The sequence below is a fragment of the Pseudomonas sediminis genome, from assembly GCF_002741105.1.
GTDB lineage: Bacteria > Pseudomonadota > Gammaproteobacteria > Pseudomonadales > Pseudomonadaceae > Aquipseudomonas > Aquipseudomonas sediminis.
Genome location: NZ_NIQU01000001.1, coordinates 153,747 through 169,695 on the forward strand (window position 1 = coordinate 153,747; position 15,949 = coordinate 169,695).

Sequence of the window (15,949 nt, forward strand, 5' to 3'; positions counted from 1 at the left end):
GCGCGCTACAGTCAGGTGGTAAACGACTAGCCGGTTTTGAAGCGGCAGCAGGAGACGTACTGTTTACGGGATTGTTGTACAGCAATGGTGCCGATGATATCTTTGAGCCACTGTCTTAGGGACAGAACGGTGCCCCTAAAATGGGTTAATGCTCATAAATGGCTGTAAGGCGAATCCCAAACCTTACAGAAGAGTGCGGATAATTACTTTTATCAAGGTTGGCACCGTGGAAGGCCCGAGCACTGCTTGGGCCTTTTGTTATAAGGAGAGTACAAAATGGACTTCCAAGAAAAAGTACAGCAAGTAATAATCGAGCAAGCCGAAGAAAAAATCAGAGAATTTCACGAATATCACAATTTCCTACACCTAGATTTAACCCGAAAAGGGGAAAGGCTAGGATTAAAACTCCGCAAAACCATCAAAACCCCGGAGTCTTGGAATAGCAATCGGCTTTTCGATCCTTTTTATGTACGCAGGCGCGCAGGCAACATAGCCAGATCAATTACAAAAAAAATCATATCTGGAACGTATCAGCCCAACCCAGCTTATCAACGGAAAGTTCCTAAGAAAGGCGGTGGATTCAGAGTAATTTCTGAATACGAAATTCCAGATACCGCTATATCCCGCCTATTTTATAAAGGCCTCCTCGGTAAGAACAGACATCGCTTTAGCTCCTTCTCTTACGCGTACCGTAACGACCGAAATGTTCATTTCGCAATTCAAGATATTGATGTTGATATCAAACAATACACTAGACTCTTTATCGCTGAATTTGACTTCTCAGATTTTTTCGGATCTATCAGCCATGATTATCTTAGAAACCAGTTCAGCAGAAATGGCTTTCTGGTAAGTGAAACTGATCAGAAGGTCATAGATGCCTTTCTGACATCTTATGGAAAAAAAGGCATCCCACAGGGAACATCTATATCTCTCTTCCTCGCTAATATGGTTTGCTGGGAGTTAGACAAAAAGCTAGAAAGACTCGGTGTAAAATTCGCTCGCTATGCGGACGATACAGTCATATGGACACCTGATTACTCGAAAGCTTGCGAAAGCTTCACGCTCATAGAAGAATTTTCTAGGGAGACCGGAATCCGTATAAACGCTTCGAAATCTGCGGGCATCAGTCTTCTTGCACCAAAGGGCATGCCAACTGAGTTAGCATCCAAAAGTCATTTCGACTTTCTGGGATACTCGCTATCGACGGACTATGTCTCAATCAAAGAGTCAGCGGTAAGCAAAATCAAATCAAACATCTCATACATTCTATTCAAACACCTTATACAACCACTAAACACTTCAAACTTGAAAAGTGTAAAAATACCATCAAACAGCAAAGATGAATCCTTACTAGCAGCCATATGCGAAGTAAGAAGATATCTATACGGAAATCTTACAATCGCACAAATCCAAGACTACCTTAATGGCAAGACAAAAAGAATTAGCTTCAAAGGCTTGATGAGCTACTACCCTTTGATAAACAACACCGAGCAACTAAAGGCACTTGACGGCTGGCTAGTATCAGCAATCCACCGAGCCGTACAAAAGCGAAGCAAACTCTTAATAAAGCACAATTTCAATCGCCAATACATGTTCCCTTTCAACGTCAAGAAAAAAGACATTGTGGCAACCTACAGAACTCAAGTCATAAAAAGAAAACCACTACTTGAAGTACCAAGCCTCTCGCTTCTATATGCCGCATTGAAATTAGCAATCTTCAACCATGGCATCGAGAAGGTAATGAGTGCTAAGTCATTAGAATATTATTAATCGCACGCAGCATGTCAAAAAGAGCATCAAGGGGAAATTAATAATGGATCAAAAGTCGCACAGCTAGGCTATGTGATCATTTTAACTGATTAATTTTTTGGGTAGGGATAAATTAAATCCATACTTTTCTCCCCCGCAACACAAACTTGGCTTGCCAAAAAATAACCTTTAATGGCGTCATGCCCATTCAATGGGCCGCAGTCCGATTCTAAAACATACCGTTTCAGGTGATGATTTAAACTATTGGTGACAACGTCAGCCAAAATCGACAAACTTGAATCAACTATCTCAACGCGACCCGAGCTATCCTGCAATAATTTAAACCTGAAATCACCAGCATCAACATTAACATTTACCTCCACACCAAAATTCCTTACCTCACGCGTCTCAAAATGATAATGACGCCCCTTCAAAATACCCCTAGAATTTATATTATGATACCTTTCTATTGATCTTGAATATTGATCAAAAAGCATATCATCAACTCTATCTGTCTTTACCAAGCCTAACAAAGGCTGATTAAGGACGTGCAAAGAAAAACCCATAGCCTTGCTGTAAAAATTAAAGAAAGCTTCAACCTGAGCATTCATCGTAAACCTAGATATATTTGAGGAGAGTCCGACACCTTGCCTCTTCATATTAACAACAGCGGACTCAATACTCTCCTTAAGCTCAAGGTATCTCAGGTAAAGCGGCTGAAAATAGTTAGCGCCATATACCAATGGAATATCATGCATTTTAATAAAGCTTAAAACATCCTCACGAATTAATTCCCGACCCACGCCCATATCAGCCACATGAAACTTACCTCCCTCCTCCAAAAGCCTGTAACGATCACTTAGATAATCACAGAATCTAACAACCTCATGCATGACGTACCCAGAAACAATAAGTCCAGCAACAAGAGTAAATTCACCACGGTATTTTTCCGGGCTATCGACATATCCAAGACGACCAGCCTCATCACAATAAAATTCGACCTCAATCATAATTTCACCTAAGCAGATCAGGGCGATTGCAAAAAAATCAAAAAAATGGGACAGATTCTGAGGAATCCCCACACAATATCCATGCAGATCCAAAAAGGTCAAAAAAGGGGACAGATTTATTTATGGCGCAGCGCAATCAGCCTGAAAATAAATCTGTCCCCTTTTCGAGCCCGGCCTATGACGAAGCCAACAGAAACTTGAGCCAACCCAACGCGGGATAGCGATCACCCAGGAAGCAGCTAGGCGCTGGTATGCCCGAAAGGAGCTCGGTACACCATGAAGAAACTGATATGCACCATCCTGTGCCTGATCGCAGTCACGCAGGCCAAGGCAGCCGAAGAAGTAGCCTTCTATGTCGGACAAGCCCATGACGAATGGGCTTTCAAAGTAACAGGGAAAGGTCGAGCGCTAGCGGGAAAGAGCCTTATCTACACAAGGCTCGACGAGCTGCAGATCGTAAACAATCCAAAACACTCAAAAACCAGACACATAGAAAGTGTTGAAGTCGCCTACGTATACGCCACCGACAATGGTGGCTGGAACTTCAAATCAGTTAACAGCTTTCGCCCCATCAATAGAAATATTCGCTCAGGGGAGAAGCTAATAATCAAAAACCTCGAAGCGGGAATGGAAATAGTCAACCTAAGAGCTAGTGATTACTGGGTACTTGTCACTCTCTGGATGAGAAAGAAAGAAACCGTACACGCCCATTCAAAAATTGGCACATTCAAGTAACCACACTAAAAAAAGCCACCATAAGAAGCTACCTAATCATATCACGCAAAACGTTCCGTGCTTCCCCCTTAAAAGCAATGCGAGGCAGAGCCACACGAATTCTATCCCCTTTAACTATGCCATAATGCTTTACATACCCTGGATCAATACCCACAACATACTCGTAAGCATCCTTATAATATTGCTTCTCCCCCGCCAACAACAGTGCCTCAGAACCACTAAAAACCTTATCCACCGCATTAATAAATTGCCACCTATTACACTGACTCAAATAGACTTGCAAGTTACCATAGGCATCTTCATCATAAAAAACCAGTACACTAGATGGTGAAATAGGCAGCATAAACACCTTTGCACTTATTGCAGACGAATACTTATCACGAACCACTACATTACCATGGTCAAAAAAAACTACAGGATTATCGCCAATAATAAACCTATCATCGTCCGACCTAAAAACTGTCATTCTTTTCTTTAATAAAATTTCTTTATAAAGCTCCGAGCTAGGCTTGACATGTTCCAAAAAGAAACTTTTCACGTCACCATCGAATATCTTGAAATCGCTCGACACATCATCAACAAACCCCTCTGCAAGTCTTTTCAAAGCATCCAACACATATGGAACTCGACATATCTGCGAGGCTACATAAATTGCAATCCCTTCCATCTCAACCGCATCGAGAATGGGCAAACGCTCGCTCAGCAGAATCTTTCTAACTATAATTGCAGCATCGCTATCAATCTTATTAAACAAATCCACCTCAAGAGATTTATTCTGCCCCTTATAATCGTAAAATTTATTTATACAAGCCAACCCTCTTAAGCCTGACGGATGCTCACCCATACCGTTATCTTTACTATAAAAGAAAAGCTTTTCTTTTTTCCCGTAACAAAATGATTTAAGAATACCTCTAGGCAGGTAATGATGACTTATAGGTTTACTCATGAGACCCCACTGGAGATAAGTATAATATGAGGAGAGAATCCTTTACCGGAAGAAATAAATCCACTCTTTATCATGTACTACTGAGATAGCGAATCATCATAGATACGCTGACTGAGGAAGTATGTTTCAATGGCATATTCTCCGGAACCCTTGAGAATTTTTATAACCAACCCCATTTCCGCTTCACTGCCAGGCTTTTCGTCAGTGCAGATGGTACCGGTTTTGAAGTTTTCCGACCCAGACAACTCAACTCGAACAGCACTTGCCCCTGGCCCACTACTCATCCACGAAAGGTCTATTTCGCTCGGGGGCTGCGCCACGGCCAAATAGCGCTTACAAGTACCACTCGGCAAATTGAACCTCAGAATTCCTTGACCTAGCACGGTAAGTGTTCCTCGTTTGAAACTCTCTGGCCTTGAAGCATGAGCATAGGAATTGCGCAAATCGGCCAAATAGTCATCAAAGTTCACCACAGCGCCGGGATCTGGAGTAGGCTTTTGATTGAAGAAAGACCTTACCACCTCACTTGTTAAACCAAGCCCGGCCAGAACAAGCGAAAAAATCATAAACCTATTGATTGCTGCAAGAATAGATTCTCGTGGCTCTTTCGTATGCTGCTCCTGCAGCAGCAGAAAGTAGGCAAGTAACGCCAGCAAGAAACCCAGCCCAATTACGCCATAACTAAGAATGGTAGCCGGCTCGATTGTTCCGAACTTCATGAGGCGCCTCTCATATTGATATTCGAACCTGGCAGCCTAGCGATGTCGAAAAAACGACACACCAAGGACTGGTGGCCAGAAGCTAGCCATAGCAGCTAAACATGTCTAGCGCCCGTGTCGAAAAAGTGTCGAAGACACTGCAAGAGATAGCGGAAAAATGCCGTCTTGGGCAGGCTGCAAGGCCAGTAAAGCCGGGTTTTGCAGATCACAGCCAGACTCTGAAAAGGGTTCGATTCCCATCACCCGCTCCAGACAGCAAAGAAAAAGCCCCGTCATCATTGACGGGGCTTTTTCGTTTTACTACTCCAGTTTTTACTTACTGCCACGGCCTCTCCTCCTCCGGGTTAAAGTCATCCTGACCACTCACCCATTTCCCCGGAACTTCTGCCTCCCAACGCCACCAGAACCGTATATGTCTTTTTTTCTGGAGGCCCCTGGCGATGGAACAGTGGAATATCTGGCTTGAACGCGATGTCTGGCTCAACGTGGCGATTGTTCTGGTCGCCACGGCGCTGATCTACAGCGTGCTGCGTACCCTGGTGAATACCCTGCACAAGCGTCTGAAGGCCGGGTCTGCTGACCAGGAGAGCAGTTGGTCACACTTCATCGCCATGGTCATCGGCCGCACCAGCCGCGTGCTGTTGTTGGCGTTTTCCCTGCTGTTGGCGTTGCGTCTGGCGGACTTGCCGCTCGCCTGGCAAAGCGCGCTGAGCCATACCTGGTTCGTCGCCCTAGCCCTGCAGGTAGCGTTGTGGGTCGATACTGGTGTGCGCCTGTGGTCGCGCAGCCTGGTGGTAGGCAAGAGCGGCGGCAGCTACAACCCGGTGATGACCACCATCATCAGCATCATGATTCTGATCGTGGTGTGGTCGGTGATGCTGCTGTCGATCCTGGCCAATCTGGGGGTGGATATCACCGCGCTGGTGGCCAGCCTGGGTGTCGGTGGTATCGCCGTGGCGCTGGCGGTGCAGACGGTGCTCAGCGATGTGTTCGCGTCACTATCGATTGGCGTCGACAAGCCGTTCGAGATCGGTGATTTCGTGGTGTTCGGCGAAGTCGCCGGCTCCATCGAGCATATCGGTCTGAAGACCACGCGTATTCGTAGCCTCAGCGGTGAGCAGGTGGTGTGCGCCAACGCCGATCTGCTGCGCCAGATCGTGCATAACTACAAGCGCATGAACACCCGCCGCATCGTCTTCAAGTTCGGCATCAATTACGACACGCCCAGCGCCAAGGTGCGCCAGGTGTCGGAAAAGGTAGGCGATATCATCCGCGCCACGCCCCAGGCCCGCTTCGACCGCGCACATTTTCTCGGCTTCGATGAAAGTCAGCTGACCTTCGAGGTGGTGTATATCGTGCTGACCTCGGACTACAACCAGTACATGGACATTCAGCAGGAGATCAACCTGCAACTGCTCGATGCCCTGCGCGAGCTGGACGTGCGCTTCGCCCTGCCCCGCCGCGATCTGCGCCTGGTGGGCGAGAGGATGCCGGTACTCAAGGTCGATGGCCTGCCGCAACCGGCCGAGGCTAACGAAAGCACCAGCGATGGCCGCCTGCCACGCTTCAGCTAGCACAACCGTCGTTACGCCAAGGGGGCGAGGCGAACAAAAGAGCCTCTCCCGCCTCTTACACAACGCCGTTAGCGCCTGACGTCATTACAGCGAATATTAGAGCTGGCGATGAAGCATATTCGTAAAATATCCACAACAGCGATAAGCATAAAACCTCGGAGCGCCTGATCTCAGTGCCTTAAACACTTTACAGGCCTATCGTTTATCATTTTTTCCGCTGAACAAGCCTTTATCTGTTTGACATATTTTACGGCTTTGGCAGACTGCTCGCCCGTTGCGGCAGGTGGCCGCGAACCCGGCATGGCGAGCGCCTGAGTGGGATCGCGCGCCAGCTGGGACGCGCCATGAAAACAATAATGCTGTCTGTCCGGGCGGCCTAGCGGGCACTGCCCACGCCGGACGACGGGCGAGCCACTGGTATTCATCCAATGCTGATCTGGTTTGTTGCGATCTACCTGCTGTTCACTGTCGGTGTCGGCGTCTATGCATCCACTCGCGTCAAAAACTCCAAGGATTTCGCCGCCGGCGGCAGGAGCATGTCCTTCCCCCTGGTCGCAGCCATGGTGTTCGCGACCTGGTTCGGCTCAGAAGCGGTGCTGGGTATCCCGGCCACCTTCATTGAGGAAGGCTTCGCCGGCATCATCGAGGACCCGTTCGGCTCCTTCGGTTGTCTGATGTTGGTGGGCCTGATCTTCGCCCGCCCGCTGTACCGCATGAACCTGCTGACCATCGGCGACTTCTTCCGCAAGCGCTACGGCCCGCAGGTGGAGATACTCACCAGCCTGGTAATCATCGGGTCCTACCTGGGCTGGGTTGCCGCGCAGCTGACCGCACTGGGCGTGGTGTTCAACGTGCTCTCGGATGGCTCGATCACCACCACCCAGGGCATGCTAATCGGCACTGCCATCGTGCTGCTGTATACCCTGTTCGGTGGCATGTGGTCGGTGGCGCTGACCGACTTCATGCAGATGATCATCATCGTCGCCGGCCTGTGCTATCTGACCTGGTTGATTGGTGACATGGCCGGCGGCGCCGACGTGGTGATCAGCCACGCAGCGGCCGAGGGCAAGTTCACCTTCATGCATGCCTTCGAGCCACGGGATATCGTCGCCTTCATCGCGGCGGCGGTGACACTGATGCTCGGTTCCATTCCGCAGCAGGACGTGTACGCCCGCGTGATGTCGGCCAAGACCGAGAACATCGCCGCGCGCGCCTCGATGGCAGGCGCGGTGTTCTACCTGTCGTTTTGCATGCTGCCGATCTTCCTCACCTACGCGGCCTCGCTGATCGACCCGGCGATGGTGCAGAAGTGGCTGGCCGAGGACGCGCAGATGATCCTGCCGCACCTGATCATGGAGCGCACTCCGCTGTTCGCCCAGGTGATGTTCTTCGGTGCGCTGCTGTCGGCGATCATGTCCACTGCCTCTGGCACCCTGCTGGCACCGTCGGTGACCTTCACCGAGAACATCCTGAAGAACTTCGTGCCCGTGATGAGTGACCGCCAGTTCCTCCTGGCCATGCGCGTGAGCGTGGTGGCGATGACAATCGCCACGTCGATCTTCGCCCTGAACTCGACGGCGAGCATCTACGAGATGGTCGGCAACGCCTACAAGGTGACCCTGGTAGCCGCCGTGGTGCCGCTGTTCGCCGGCCTGTTCTGGAAACGTGCGACCACCCAAGGTGCGCTGCTGGCCATCATCCTTGGCCTGTCGAGTTGGGTTGCCCTGGAGCTGACCTACCAGGAAAGCGACTTCTGGCCACCGCAGCTGGCCGGTCTGTTGATCAGCCTGGCGGGCATGCTGATCGGCTCGCTGCTGCCGCAGTTCAGCCGTCACCGCGGCGAAAGCGTGCAAGCCATCACCGCCTCGGCCAACGCCTGAGCAAAGGCGCCCTTCTCTTTCGAGAAGGGCGCTTTGCCACCATATAAGCCTTTGAAAAACCTGAATTTTCCTTCTTCACAAGCGTGGCAGTGACGGCTAACCTGCCGCCCCATGATTCGACGTCTACTGCCCCTGCTCTGCTGTTTCACAGCCCTTTCCCTGCACGCCGCACCCGCCACTTTCGCCGAGGCCAAGCGCCTGGCCTGGCCGCTGTATGAGCAGCAATCCACCGAGTTCTATTGCGGCTGCAAGTACAGCGGCAATCGGGTCGATCTGCGCTCCTGTGGTTACACGCCACGCAAGAACGCCAATCGCGCCCAGCGCATCGAGTGGGAACATATCGTCCCGGCCTGGGTGATCGGCCATCAGCGCCAGTGCTGGCAGAAAGGCGGGCGCAAGAACTGCGCGGCCAACGATATGCAGTTCCGCAGGGCCGAGGCCGACCTGCACAACCTGGTGCCGAGCATCGGCGAGGTGAATGGTGATCGCAGCAACTACAGCTTCGCCTGGCTGCCACAGAAACCGCATCAATACGGCCGTTGCGAGACAGTAGTGGACTTCAAGGCGCGCAAGGTGATGCCGCGCCCGGCCATTCGCGGGATGATCGCGCGCACCTATTTCTACATGTCCGACCGCTACAAGCTGCGCCTGTCGAAACAGGACCGGCAGCTCTACGAAGCCTGGAGCAAGGCCTACCCGCCGAAGGTCTGGGAGCAGCAGCGCAACCAGCAGGTGGCGTGCGTGATGGGCTGGGGCAACCCCTATGTGGGCAAGGTGGATATGAGCCGCTGTGCGCGCAAGCGGGCGTAGGACGGCTTCACGTAGGGTGTCGCGGGGCCGCCTAGGCCGTGCGCACCAACGGCAGTAAGGCTGGTGCGCGCAGCGCACCCTACGGGTCGCGGCTAAAGCCCCTCCCACAGGTGCGGGAGACTTGTGGGAGGGGCTTTAGCCGCGACAGCTTTGGCATATTTCAAACAGTCCCCGGATTGCATCCGGCCTACGAAAAGCGCTGCAACTCGCGACGCACCATGTTGGCGAATTCCGGAGGGCTGAGCTGGTACAGCTCCTGAGCCACCCAGGGCAGCCAGCGCCCCTGCAGTTCGGCCTTGCGCGCCAACAGGCGCTGGGCCTCGGCTTCGGCGCGGGCCTGGTGCTCGCGGTGGTAGTCGGCGCGGCTCGGTTTTTCTGTGCTCACGGTGCAGCCCTTTTCCTCATATCGAGCAGAGCAGGCATAATCGCCGCCTGTTCGCCCATTTCGACCGTCATCAATGCGCATCCACGTCAGTTTCATCGACCGCGTCGGCATCACCCAGGAAGTCCTGGCGCTGCTTGGCGGGCGTAATCTGAACCTCGATGCGGTGGAGATGGTACCGCCAAACGTCTATATCGACGCACCGACCCTGAGCGCTGCCGTGCTCGAGGAGCTGCGCGGCGCGCTGCTGCAGGTGCGCGGTGTGCAGAGTGTCGAGGTGGTGGACATTCTGCCCGGCCAGCGCCGCCGCCTGCAGCTCGATGCGCTGCTCGCGGCCATGCCCGACCCGGTACTGGCGGTGGATGACCGCGCCACCGTGCTGCTGGCCAACCCGGCACTGGTGGACATGTGCAACCGCCCGCCCGAAGGCCTGAGCATCGCCGCGCTGTTCGCCGATGACGCGTTGCAGCAATCGCTACTCGCCGCAGGTTTTCATCAGCCGCTGCGCGAGGTGCATTTCGCCGGTCAGCCGCTGCTGCTCGATGCCCAGCCGATCACCGAAGACGGTCGCCTGACCGGCGGCCTGCTCACCCTCTATGCCCCGAGCCGCATGGGTCAGCGCCTGGCTGCACTGCATCATGATCATGCCGAGGGCTTCGATTCTCTGCTGGGCGAGTCGGCACCGATTCGTGCCCTCAAGGCTCGCGCGCTGCGCGTGGCGTCGCTCGATGCGCCGCTGCTGATCCACGGCGAAACCGGTACCGGCAAGGAGCTGGTGGCACGCGCCTGCCACACCGTCAGCGTGCGCCGCACTGCGCCTTTCCTGGCGCTTAACTGCGCCGCCCTGCCAGAGAACCTGGCTGAGAGCGAGCTCTTCGGCTACGCCCCCGGTGCCTTCACCGGCGCCCAGCGCGGCGGCAAGCCGGGGCTGCTGGAGCTGGCCAACCAGGGCACGGTGTTTCTCGACGAGATCGGCGAGATGTCGCCCTATCTGCAGGCCAAGCTGCTGCGCTTTCTCAGCGATGGCAGCTTCCGCCGCGTCGGTGGCGACCGCGAGGTGAAGGTGGACGTGCGCATCCTCAGCGCCACCCACCGTGACCTGGAAAAGATGGTCGCCGAAGGTAGCTTCCGCGAAGACCTGTTCTACCGCCTCAACGTACTCAACCTGGAAGTGCCGCCGCTGCGCGAGCGTGGCCAGGACATCCTGCTGCTGGCCCAGCATTTCATGGCCCAGGCCTGCGCGCAGATCCAGCGCCTGCCCTGCCGCCTGGCGCCGGCTACCTTCCCGGCGCTATTGGCCGGGCGCTGGCCGGGCAACGTGCGTCAGTTGCAGAACGTGATCTTCCGCGCCGCTGCCATCTGCGACAGCAACTGGGTAGAGATGGACGACCTGGATATCGCCGGCACCGAAGTGGCGCCGAGGGTGGAAGGGGAAGTCGCCAGCCTGGAACAGGCCATGGACGAGTACGAGAAGGCGCTGCTGGAAAAGCTCTACGACAGCCACCCTTCCAGCCGCCAGCTGGCCGCGCGCCTGGGCACCTCGCATACCGCCATCGCCAAGCGCCTGCGCAAGTACGGGATACCGGGCAAGCACTGACGCACTCGCTCCGTAGGGTGGGTTAGGCGCTTGTTTTGAGTACGGACCACCCCGCAGGGTCAGATGCGCCGTAACCCACCATTGGCGCAAAGCGGAATATCGCTCGGTGGGTTACGCGGCGCACCACGACCGCAGTGTCTGAAAGCTCACCTATTGGCGCCGCTAACCCACCCTACGGTTCTCGGCGTTGAGTCAGATCGGCGTGGTGCTGGTCGGCACCTTGATCACACCGCAGGCTACACGCGCCCCACCGCCGCCCAGCGGCTGCGGATGATCGGCGTGATTGTCGCCGCCGGCGTGAATCATCAGCGAGCGGTTATGCAGGTCTTCCAGACGCTTGAGTCGCGGTGCCAGCACCGGCTGGCTGGCGCTGCCATCCTCGATGACGAGCAGCGCCGGCAGGTCGCCGAGATGGGCATCGTCTTCCCAGGGGAAACCGTGGCGGCCAGCGTTCTGCGGGTCCCAATGGCCGCCTGCTGCGCCGGCCGGTGTCAGCTTGCCGTCCACTTCGGCTGCATTGCAGTTGGCCTCGGTGTGTACGTGAAAGCCATGCGCGCCCGGCTCCAGGCCCTGAAGATCGGGAGTAAACACCAGCCCATAGGGCGACTGGCTGATGGTCACGGTGCCGACAGGCGCGCCTGTGCCGTTTTCGGTGGCCTGTTCGAGGGTCACGGTGACCGTCTCGCTAGCCTGCAGACTGGTGGCGCCGAGCAGTGCGAATGCCAGGGGGATCAGGGGTCTCATGGTCGGTCTATCTCCTTGTTTATAAAGCCTCCCAGTTACCGACCCCAATGCCCTTAAGCGGTTCCAGCCAGATGACGTATCGATATCATTACACCGTAACGATTAAGCAACAATCGGACGAAAGCCGCGCCGTGTCTGGTGCGACTTCAACTTTTCCATTTGCGACGCCCGGTTTCGTAGCGATATCGTTCCAGAGGACTGTATACAACCACCATAAATATAGTTAAGTAACTGATTTTATTGACTATTTATACATTGGCACCGGCATTGCAAACGCTCCCGCAACCTGCCCGCCACCTAGAAGCGGACACCATTACCCCTGAGGATTTGACATGAGCGAGTTGCGTTTCACCGCCGATCACGAATGGCTGCGTCTGGACAACGATGGTCTGGTTACCGTCGGCATCACCCATTACGCCCAGGACGCGCTCGGCGACGTGGTGTATGTGCAACTGCCGGAAGCCAAGTCCTACGCCCAGGGCGAGGAAGTGGCCGTGCTGGAGTCGGTCAAGGCCGCCAGCAATATCGTCATGCCGCTGGACGGCGAGATCGTCGAAATCAACGCCGACCTGGAAGGCAGCCCGGAGCTGGTCAACGAGTCGCCGCTGGACAAGGCCTGGTTCTTCCGCATGCGCCTGGCCGACAACGCCGTGCTGGCCGACCTGCTGGACAAGGCCGGCTATGATCGCCTGCTGAACGCCAACGCCGACGCCTGAGTGACCGCCATGACCAAGCTCGATACCCAGAACGAATTCATCGCCCGCCACATCGGCCCGCGCGATGCCGACACCGCCGCCATGCTCGAACTGCTCGGCTACGATTCGGTCGACGCGCTGACCGGTGCGGTGATCCCCGAGAGCATCAAGGGCACCAGCATCCTCGGCGAGCAGCCGGGCCTGTCGGAAGCCGACGCCCTGGCCAAGATCAAGGCCATCGCCGCCAAGAACCTGCAGTTCAAGAACTACATCGGCCAGGGTTACTACGGCACCCACACGCCGAGCCCAATCCTGCGCAACCTGCTGGAAAACCCGGCCTGGTACACCGCCTACACCCCGTACCAGCCGGAGATCTCCCAGGGTCGCCTGGAGTCGCTGCTGAACTTCCAGACCCTGGTCAGCGACCTCACCGGTATGCAGATCGCCAACGCATCGCTGCTGGATGAAGCCACCGCTGCTGCCGAAGCCATGACCTTCTGCAAGCGTCTGTCGAAGAACAAGGCCGCCAACACCTTCTTCGTGTCCCAGCACTGCCACCCGCAGACCCTCGACGTACTGCGCACCCGTGCCGAGCCGCTGGGCATCGATATCGAAGTCGGCGACGAAGCCGCCATCACTGACGCCAGCGCCTACTTCGGCGCCCTGCTGCAGTACCCGGCAAGCAACGGTGACATCTTCGATTACCGCGCTCTGGTCGAGCGTTTCCACGCCGCCAACGCCCTGGTGGCCGTGGCCGCCGACCTGCTGGCCCTGACCCTGCTCACCCCGCCGGGCGAGTTCGGCGCCGACGTCGCCCTGGGCAGCGCCCAGCGCTTCGGTGTGCCGCTGGGTTTCGGTGGCCCGCACGCTGCCTACTTCGCCACCCGCGACGCGTTCAAGCGCGACATGCCGGGCCGCCTGGTCGGCATGTCGGTCGACCGCTTCGGCAAGCCGGCCCTGCGCCTGGCCATGCAGACCCGCGAGCAGCACATCCGCCGCGAGAAGGCCACCAGTAACATCTGTACCGCCCAGGTGCTGCTGGCCAACATTGCCAGCATGTACGCCGTGTACCACGGCCCGAAAGGCCTGACCGAGATCGCTCAGCGCGTGCACAGCTTCACCGCCATCCTCGCCCTGGGCCTGACCAAGCTGGGCCACAGCGTCGAGCAGCAGCACTTCTTCGACACCCTGAGCATCAAGACCGGCGCCAAGACCGCCGAGCTGCATGCCAAGGCCCGTACTGCCGGCATCAACCTGCGCGAGATCGACGCCGAGCGTCTAGGTCTGTCGCTGGACGAAACCACTGACCAAGCCGCCGTCGAGGCGCTGCTGAACCTGTTCGCCGCTGACCAGGCCGCCCCTGCCGTCAGCGACCTGGCTGCACAGATCGCCAGCCGCCTGCCAGAAGGCCTGCTGCGCCAGTCGGCGATCCTGCAGCACGAAGTGTTCAATCGTTACCACAGCGAAACCGAGCTGATGCGCTACCTGCGCAAGCTGGCCGACAAGGACCTGGCCCTGGATCGCAGCATGATCCCGCTAGGCTCCTGCACCATGAAGCTCAACGCTGCCAGCGAGATGATCCCGGTCACCTGGCCGGAATTCGGCAACCTGCACCCCTTCGCTCCGGTCGAGCAGGCTGCGGGTTACACCCAGCTGACCACTGAGCTGGAAGCCATGCTCTGCGCCGCCACCGGTTACGACGCCGTGTCGCTGCAGCCTAACGCCGGTTCCCAGGGCGAGTACGCCGGTCTGCTGGCCATCCGTGCCTATCACCTGAGCCGTGGCGACGATCAGCGCGACATCTGCCTGATCCCGCAATCGGCCCACGGTACCAACCCGGCGACCGCCTCCATGGCCGGTATGCGCGTGGTGGTAACCGCCTGTGACGCACGCGGCAACGTCGACATCGCCGATCTGAAGGCCAAGGCCGAAGAGCACAAGGATCGCCTGGCTGCGATCATGATCACCTACCCGTCCACCCACGGTGTGTTCGAGGAAGGCATCCGCGAGATCTGCCAGATCATCCACGACAACGGCGGCCAGGTTTACATCGATGGCGCCAACATGAACGCCATGGTCGGCCTCTGCGCCCCGGGCCAGTTCGGCGGCGACGTCTCGCACCTGAACCTGCACAAGACCTTCTGCATCCCGCACGGCGGTGGCGGCCCGGGCGTCGGCCCGATCGGCGTCAAGTCGCACCTGGCGCCGTTCCTGCCGGGCCATGCGCACATGGCACGCAAGGAAGGTGCCGTCAGCGCCGCGCCGTTCGGCAGCGCCAGCATCCTGCCGATCACCTGGATGTACATCACCATGATGGGCGGCAACGGCCTCAAGCGTGCGTCGCAGATGGCCATTCTCAACGCCAACTACATCGCCCGTCGCCTGGAAGAGCACTACCCGGTGCTGTACTCCGGTGAAGGCGGCCTGGTGGCTCACGAGTGCATCCTCGACATCCGCCCGCTCAAGGACAGCAGCGGCATCAGCGTCGACGACGTGGCCAAGCGCCTGATCGACTTCGGCTTCCACGCCCCGACCATGTCCTTCCCGGTTGCCGGCACCCTGATGATCGAGCCGACCGAGAGCGAGTCCAAGGAAGAGCTGGATCGCTTCTGCGACGCCATGATCGCCATCCGCGAGGAAATTCGCGCGGTCGAGCAAGGCCGTCTGGACAAGGACGACAACCCGCTGAAGAACGCCCCGCACACCGCCCTGGAATTGGTTGGCGAGTGGAATCACGCCTACAGCCGCGAGCAGGCCGTGTACCCGGTCGCCAGCCTGATCGAGGCCAAGTACTGGCCGCCGGTTGGCCGCGTGGACAACGTCTACGGCGACCGCAACCTGGTCTGCGCCTGCCCGTCCATCGAGGCGTATCAGGACGCGTAATAAACCTCCCCTCTCCCACTTGTGGGGCGATAGCGGAAAAAGCGAAGCACCGCTTCGCCCGCTTGAGCGCCCTGAGCTCTGCGAAGGGCTGGGGCGCGGAGCGGGGGCCGGGGGAGAGGGTAAAGCGGTTGTCTACGCAGCCCCCTCTCCCTAACCCTCTCCCCGAGGGGAGAGGGAACCGTTCTTCGCTTCATCCAGTTTCTTTCGGCTCCCCCTCATCGGGGC

General features: G+C 56.4%; 13 protein-coding genes. 8 read left to right on the forward strand and 5 right to left on the reverse strand.

Annotated elements, in window-relative coordinates:
• Window positions 1–276 precede the first annotated feature (276 nt).
• Window positions 277–1,770 (forward strand): reverse transcriptase domain-containing protein, encoded by a 1,494-nt coding sequence (locus CDO35_RS00785; RefSeq protein ID WP_099522135.1) that lies wholly within the window; start codon window positions 277–279, stop codon window positions 1,768–1,770.
• Between the two features lie 89 nt (window positions 1,771–1,859).
• Here the strand turns inward: CDO35_RS00785 and CDO35_RS00790 are convergent, their stop codons facing one another.
• The gene (locus tag CDO35_RS00790; RefSeq protein ID WP_099522136.1) at window positions 1,860–2,831 is read right to left on the reverse strand and encodes a hypothetical protein; all 972 of its coding nucleotides are present in this window, start codon (window positions 2,829–2,831) and stop codon (window positions 1,860–1,862) included.
• Window positions 2,832–3,035: 204 nt separating this feature from the next.
• Between CDO35_RS00790 and CDO35_RS00795 the strand changes: the two genes are divergently transcribed.
• Complete coding sequence (locus CDO35_RS00795; RefSeq protein ID WP_099522137.1) at window positions 3,036–3,494, forward strand: hypothetical protein; 459 nt, start codon at window positions 3,036–3,038, stop codon at window positions 3,492–3,494.
• A 28-nt stretch (window positions 3,495–3,522) separates the two neighbouring features.
• On the opposite strand, the gene CDO35_RS00800 is transcribed toward CDO35_RS00795, so the two are convergent.
• Window positions 3,523–4,440, reverse strand: coding sequence for a DUF4238 domain-containing protein (locus CDO35_RS00800; RefSeq protein ID WP_099522138.1), 918 nt, complete (start codon window positions 4,438–4,440; stop codon window positions 3,523–3,525).
• A 77-nt stretch (window positions 4,441–4,517) separates the two neighbouring features.
• Window positions 4,518–5,159: a hypothetical protein gene (locus CDO35_RS00805; protein WP_099522139.1), complete on the reverse strand. Its 642-nt coding sequence runs from the start codon at window positions 5,157–5,159 to the stop codon at window positions 4,518–4,520.
• Between the two features lie 440 nt (window positions 5,160–5,599).
• Between CDO35_RS00805 and CDO35_RS00810 the strand changes: the two genes are divergently transcribed.
• From CDO35_RS00810 to CDO35_RS00820, 3 genes are all read left to right on the forward strand, one after another.
• Window positions 5,600–6,733 carry a mechanosensitive ion channel family protein gene (locus CDO35_RS00810; protein ID WP_099522140.1) on the forward strand — a complete coding sequence of 378 codons (1,134 nt, stop codon included), beginning with the start codon at window positions 5,600–5,602 and terminating at the stop codon, window positions 6,731–6,733.
• Between the two features lie 428 nt (window positions 6,734–7,161).
• Window positions 7,162–8,613, forward strand: coding sequence for a high affinity choline transporter 1 (locus CDO35_RS00815; protein ID WP_092374237.1), 1,452 nt, complete (start codon window positions 7,162–7,164; stop codon window positions 8,611–8,613).
• A gap of 111 nt (window positions 8,614–8,724) precedes the next feature.
• Window positions 8,725–9,423 carry an endonuclease gene (locus tag CDO35_RS00820; protein WP_099522141.1) on the forward strand — a complete coding sequence of 233 codons (699 nt, stop codon included), beginning with the start codon at window positions 8,725–8,727 and terminating at the stop codon, window positions 9,421–9,423.
• Between the two features lie 187 nt (window positions 9,424–9,610).
• Here the strand turns inward: CDO35_RS00820 and CDO35_RS00825 are convergent, their stop codons facing one another.
• Window positions 9,611–9,808 (reverse strand): hypothetical protein, encoded by a 198-nt coding sequence (locus CDO35_RS00825; protein WP_021488394.1) that lies wholly within the window; start codon window positions 9,806–9,808, stop codon window positions 9,611–9,613.
• 73 nt (window positions 9,809–9,881) lie between these two features.
• On the opposite strand from CDO35_RS00825, the gene CDO35_RS00830 reads away from it, so the two are divergent.
• The gene (locus CDO35_RS00830) at window positions 9,882–11,402 is read left to right on the forward strand and encodes a sigma-54-dependent transcriptional regulator (protein WP_099522142.1); all 1,521 of its coding nucleotides are present in this window, start codon (window positions 9,882–9,884) and stop codon (window positions 11,400–11,402) included.
• Window positions 11,403–11,594: 192 nt separating this feature from the next.
• On the opposite strand, the gene sodC is transcribed toward CDO35_RS00830, so the two are convergent.
• Window positions 11,595–12,146, reverse strand: coding sequence for a superoxide dismutase family protein (gene sodC, locus CDO35_RS00835; RefSeq protein WP_099522143.1), 552 nt, complete (start codon window positions 12,144–12,146; stop codon window positions 11,595–11,597).
• 332 nt (window positions 12,147–12,478) lie between these two features.
• Here sodC and gcvH point away from each other — a divergent pair, with 332 nt between their 5' ends.
• Together gcvH and gcvP are read left to right on the forward strand one after the other, a co-directional pair.
• The gene (gene gcvH, locus CDO35_RS00840; RefSeq protein WP_017361715.1) at window positions 12,479–12,862 is read left to right on the forward strand and encodes a glycine cleavage system protein GcvH; all 384 of its coding nucleotides are present in this window, start codon (window positions 12,479–12,481) and stop codon (window positions 12,860–12,862) included.
• Window positions 12,863–12,871: 9 nt separating this feature from the next.
• Complete coding sequence (gene gcvP / locus CDO35_RS00845; protein WP_099522144.1) at window positions 12,872–15,724, forward strand: aminomethyl-transferring glycine dehydrogenase; 2,853 nt, start codon at window positions 12,872–12,874, stop codon at window positions 15,722–15,724.
• Window positions 15,725–15,949 lie beyond the last annotated feature (225 nt).

Coding starts and splice junctions, on each gene's coding strand:
- CDO35_RS00785 (WP_099522135.1), top strand. CDS start 277: ATGGACTTCCAAGAAAAAGTACAGCAAGTAATAATCGAGCAAGCCGAA.
- CDO35_RS00795 (WP_099522137.1), top strand. CDS start 3,036: ATGAAGAAACTGATATGCACCATCCTGTGCCTGATCGCAGTCACGCAG.
- CDO35_RS00800 (WP_099522138.1), bottom strand. CDS start 4,440: ATGAGTAAACCTATAAGTCATCATTACCTGCCTAGAGGTATTCTTAAA.
- CDO35_RS00805 (WP_099522139.1), bottom strand. CDS start 5,159: ATGAAGTTCGGAACAATCGAGCCGGCTACCATTCTTAGTTATGGCGTA.
- CDO35_RS00810 (WP_099522140.1), top strand. CDS start 5,600: ATGGAACAGTGGAATATCTGGCTTGAACGCGATGTCTGGCTCAACGTG.
- CDO35_RS00815 (WP_092374237.1), top strand. CDS start 7,162: ATGCTGATCTGGTTTGTTGCGATCTACCTGCTGTTCACTGTCGGTGTC.
- CDO35_RS00820 (WP_099522141.1), top strand. CDS start 8,725: ATGATTCGACGTCTACTGCCCCTGCTCTGCTGTTTCACAGCCCTTTCC.
- CDO35_RS00830 (WP_099522142.1), top strand. CDS start 9,882: ATGCGCATCCACGTCAGTTTCATCGACCGCGTCGGCATCACCCAGGAA.
- sodC (WP_099522143.1), bottom strand. CDS start 12,146: ATGAGACCCCTGATCCCCCTGGCATTCGCACTGCTCGGCGCCACCAGT.
- gcvH (WP_017361715.1), top strand. CDS start 12,479: ATGAGCGAGTTGCGTTTCACCGCCGATCACGAATGGCTGCGTCTGGAC.
- gcvP (WP_099522144.1), top strand. CDS start 12,872: ATGACCAAGCTCGATACCCAGAACGAATTCATCGCCCGCCACATCGGC.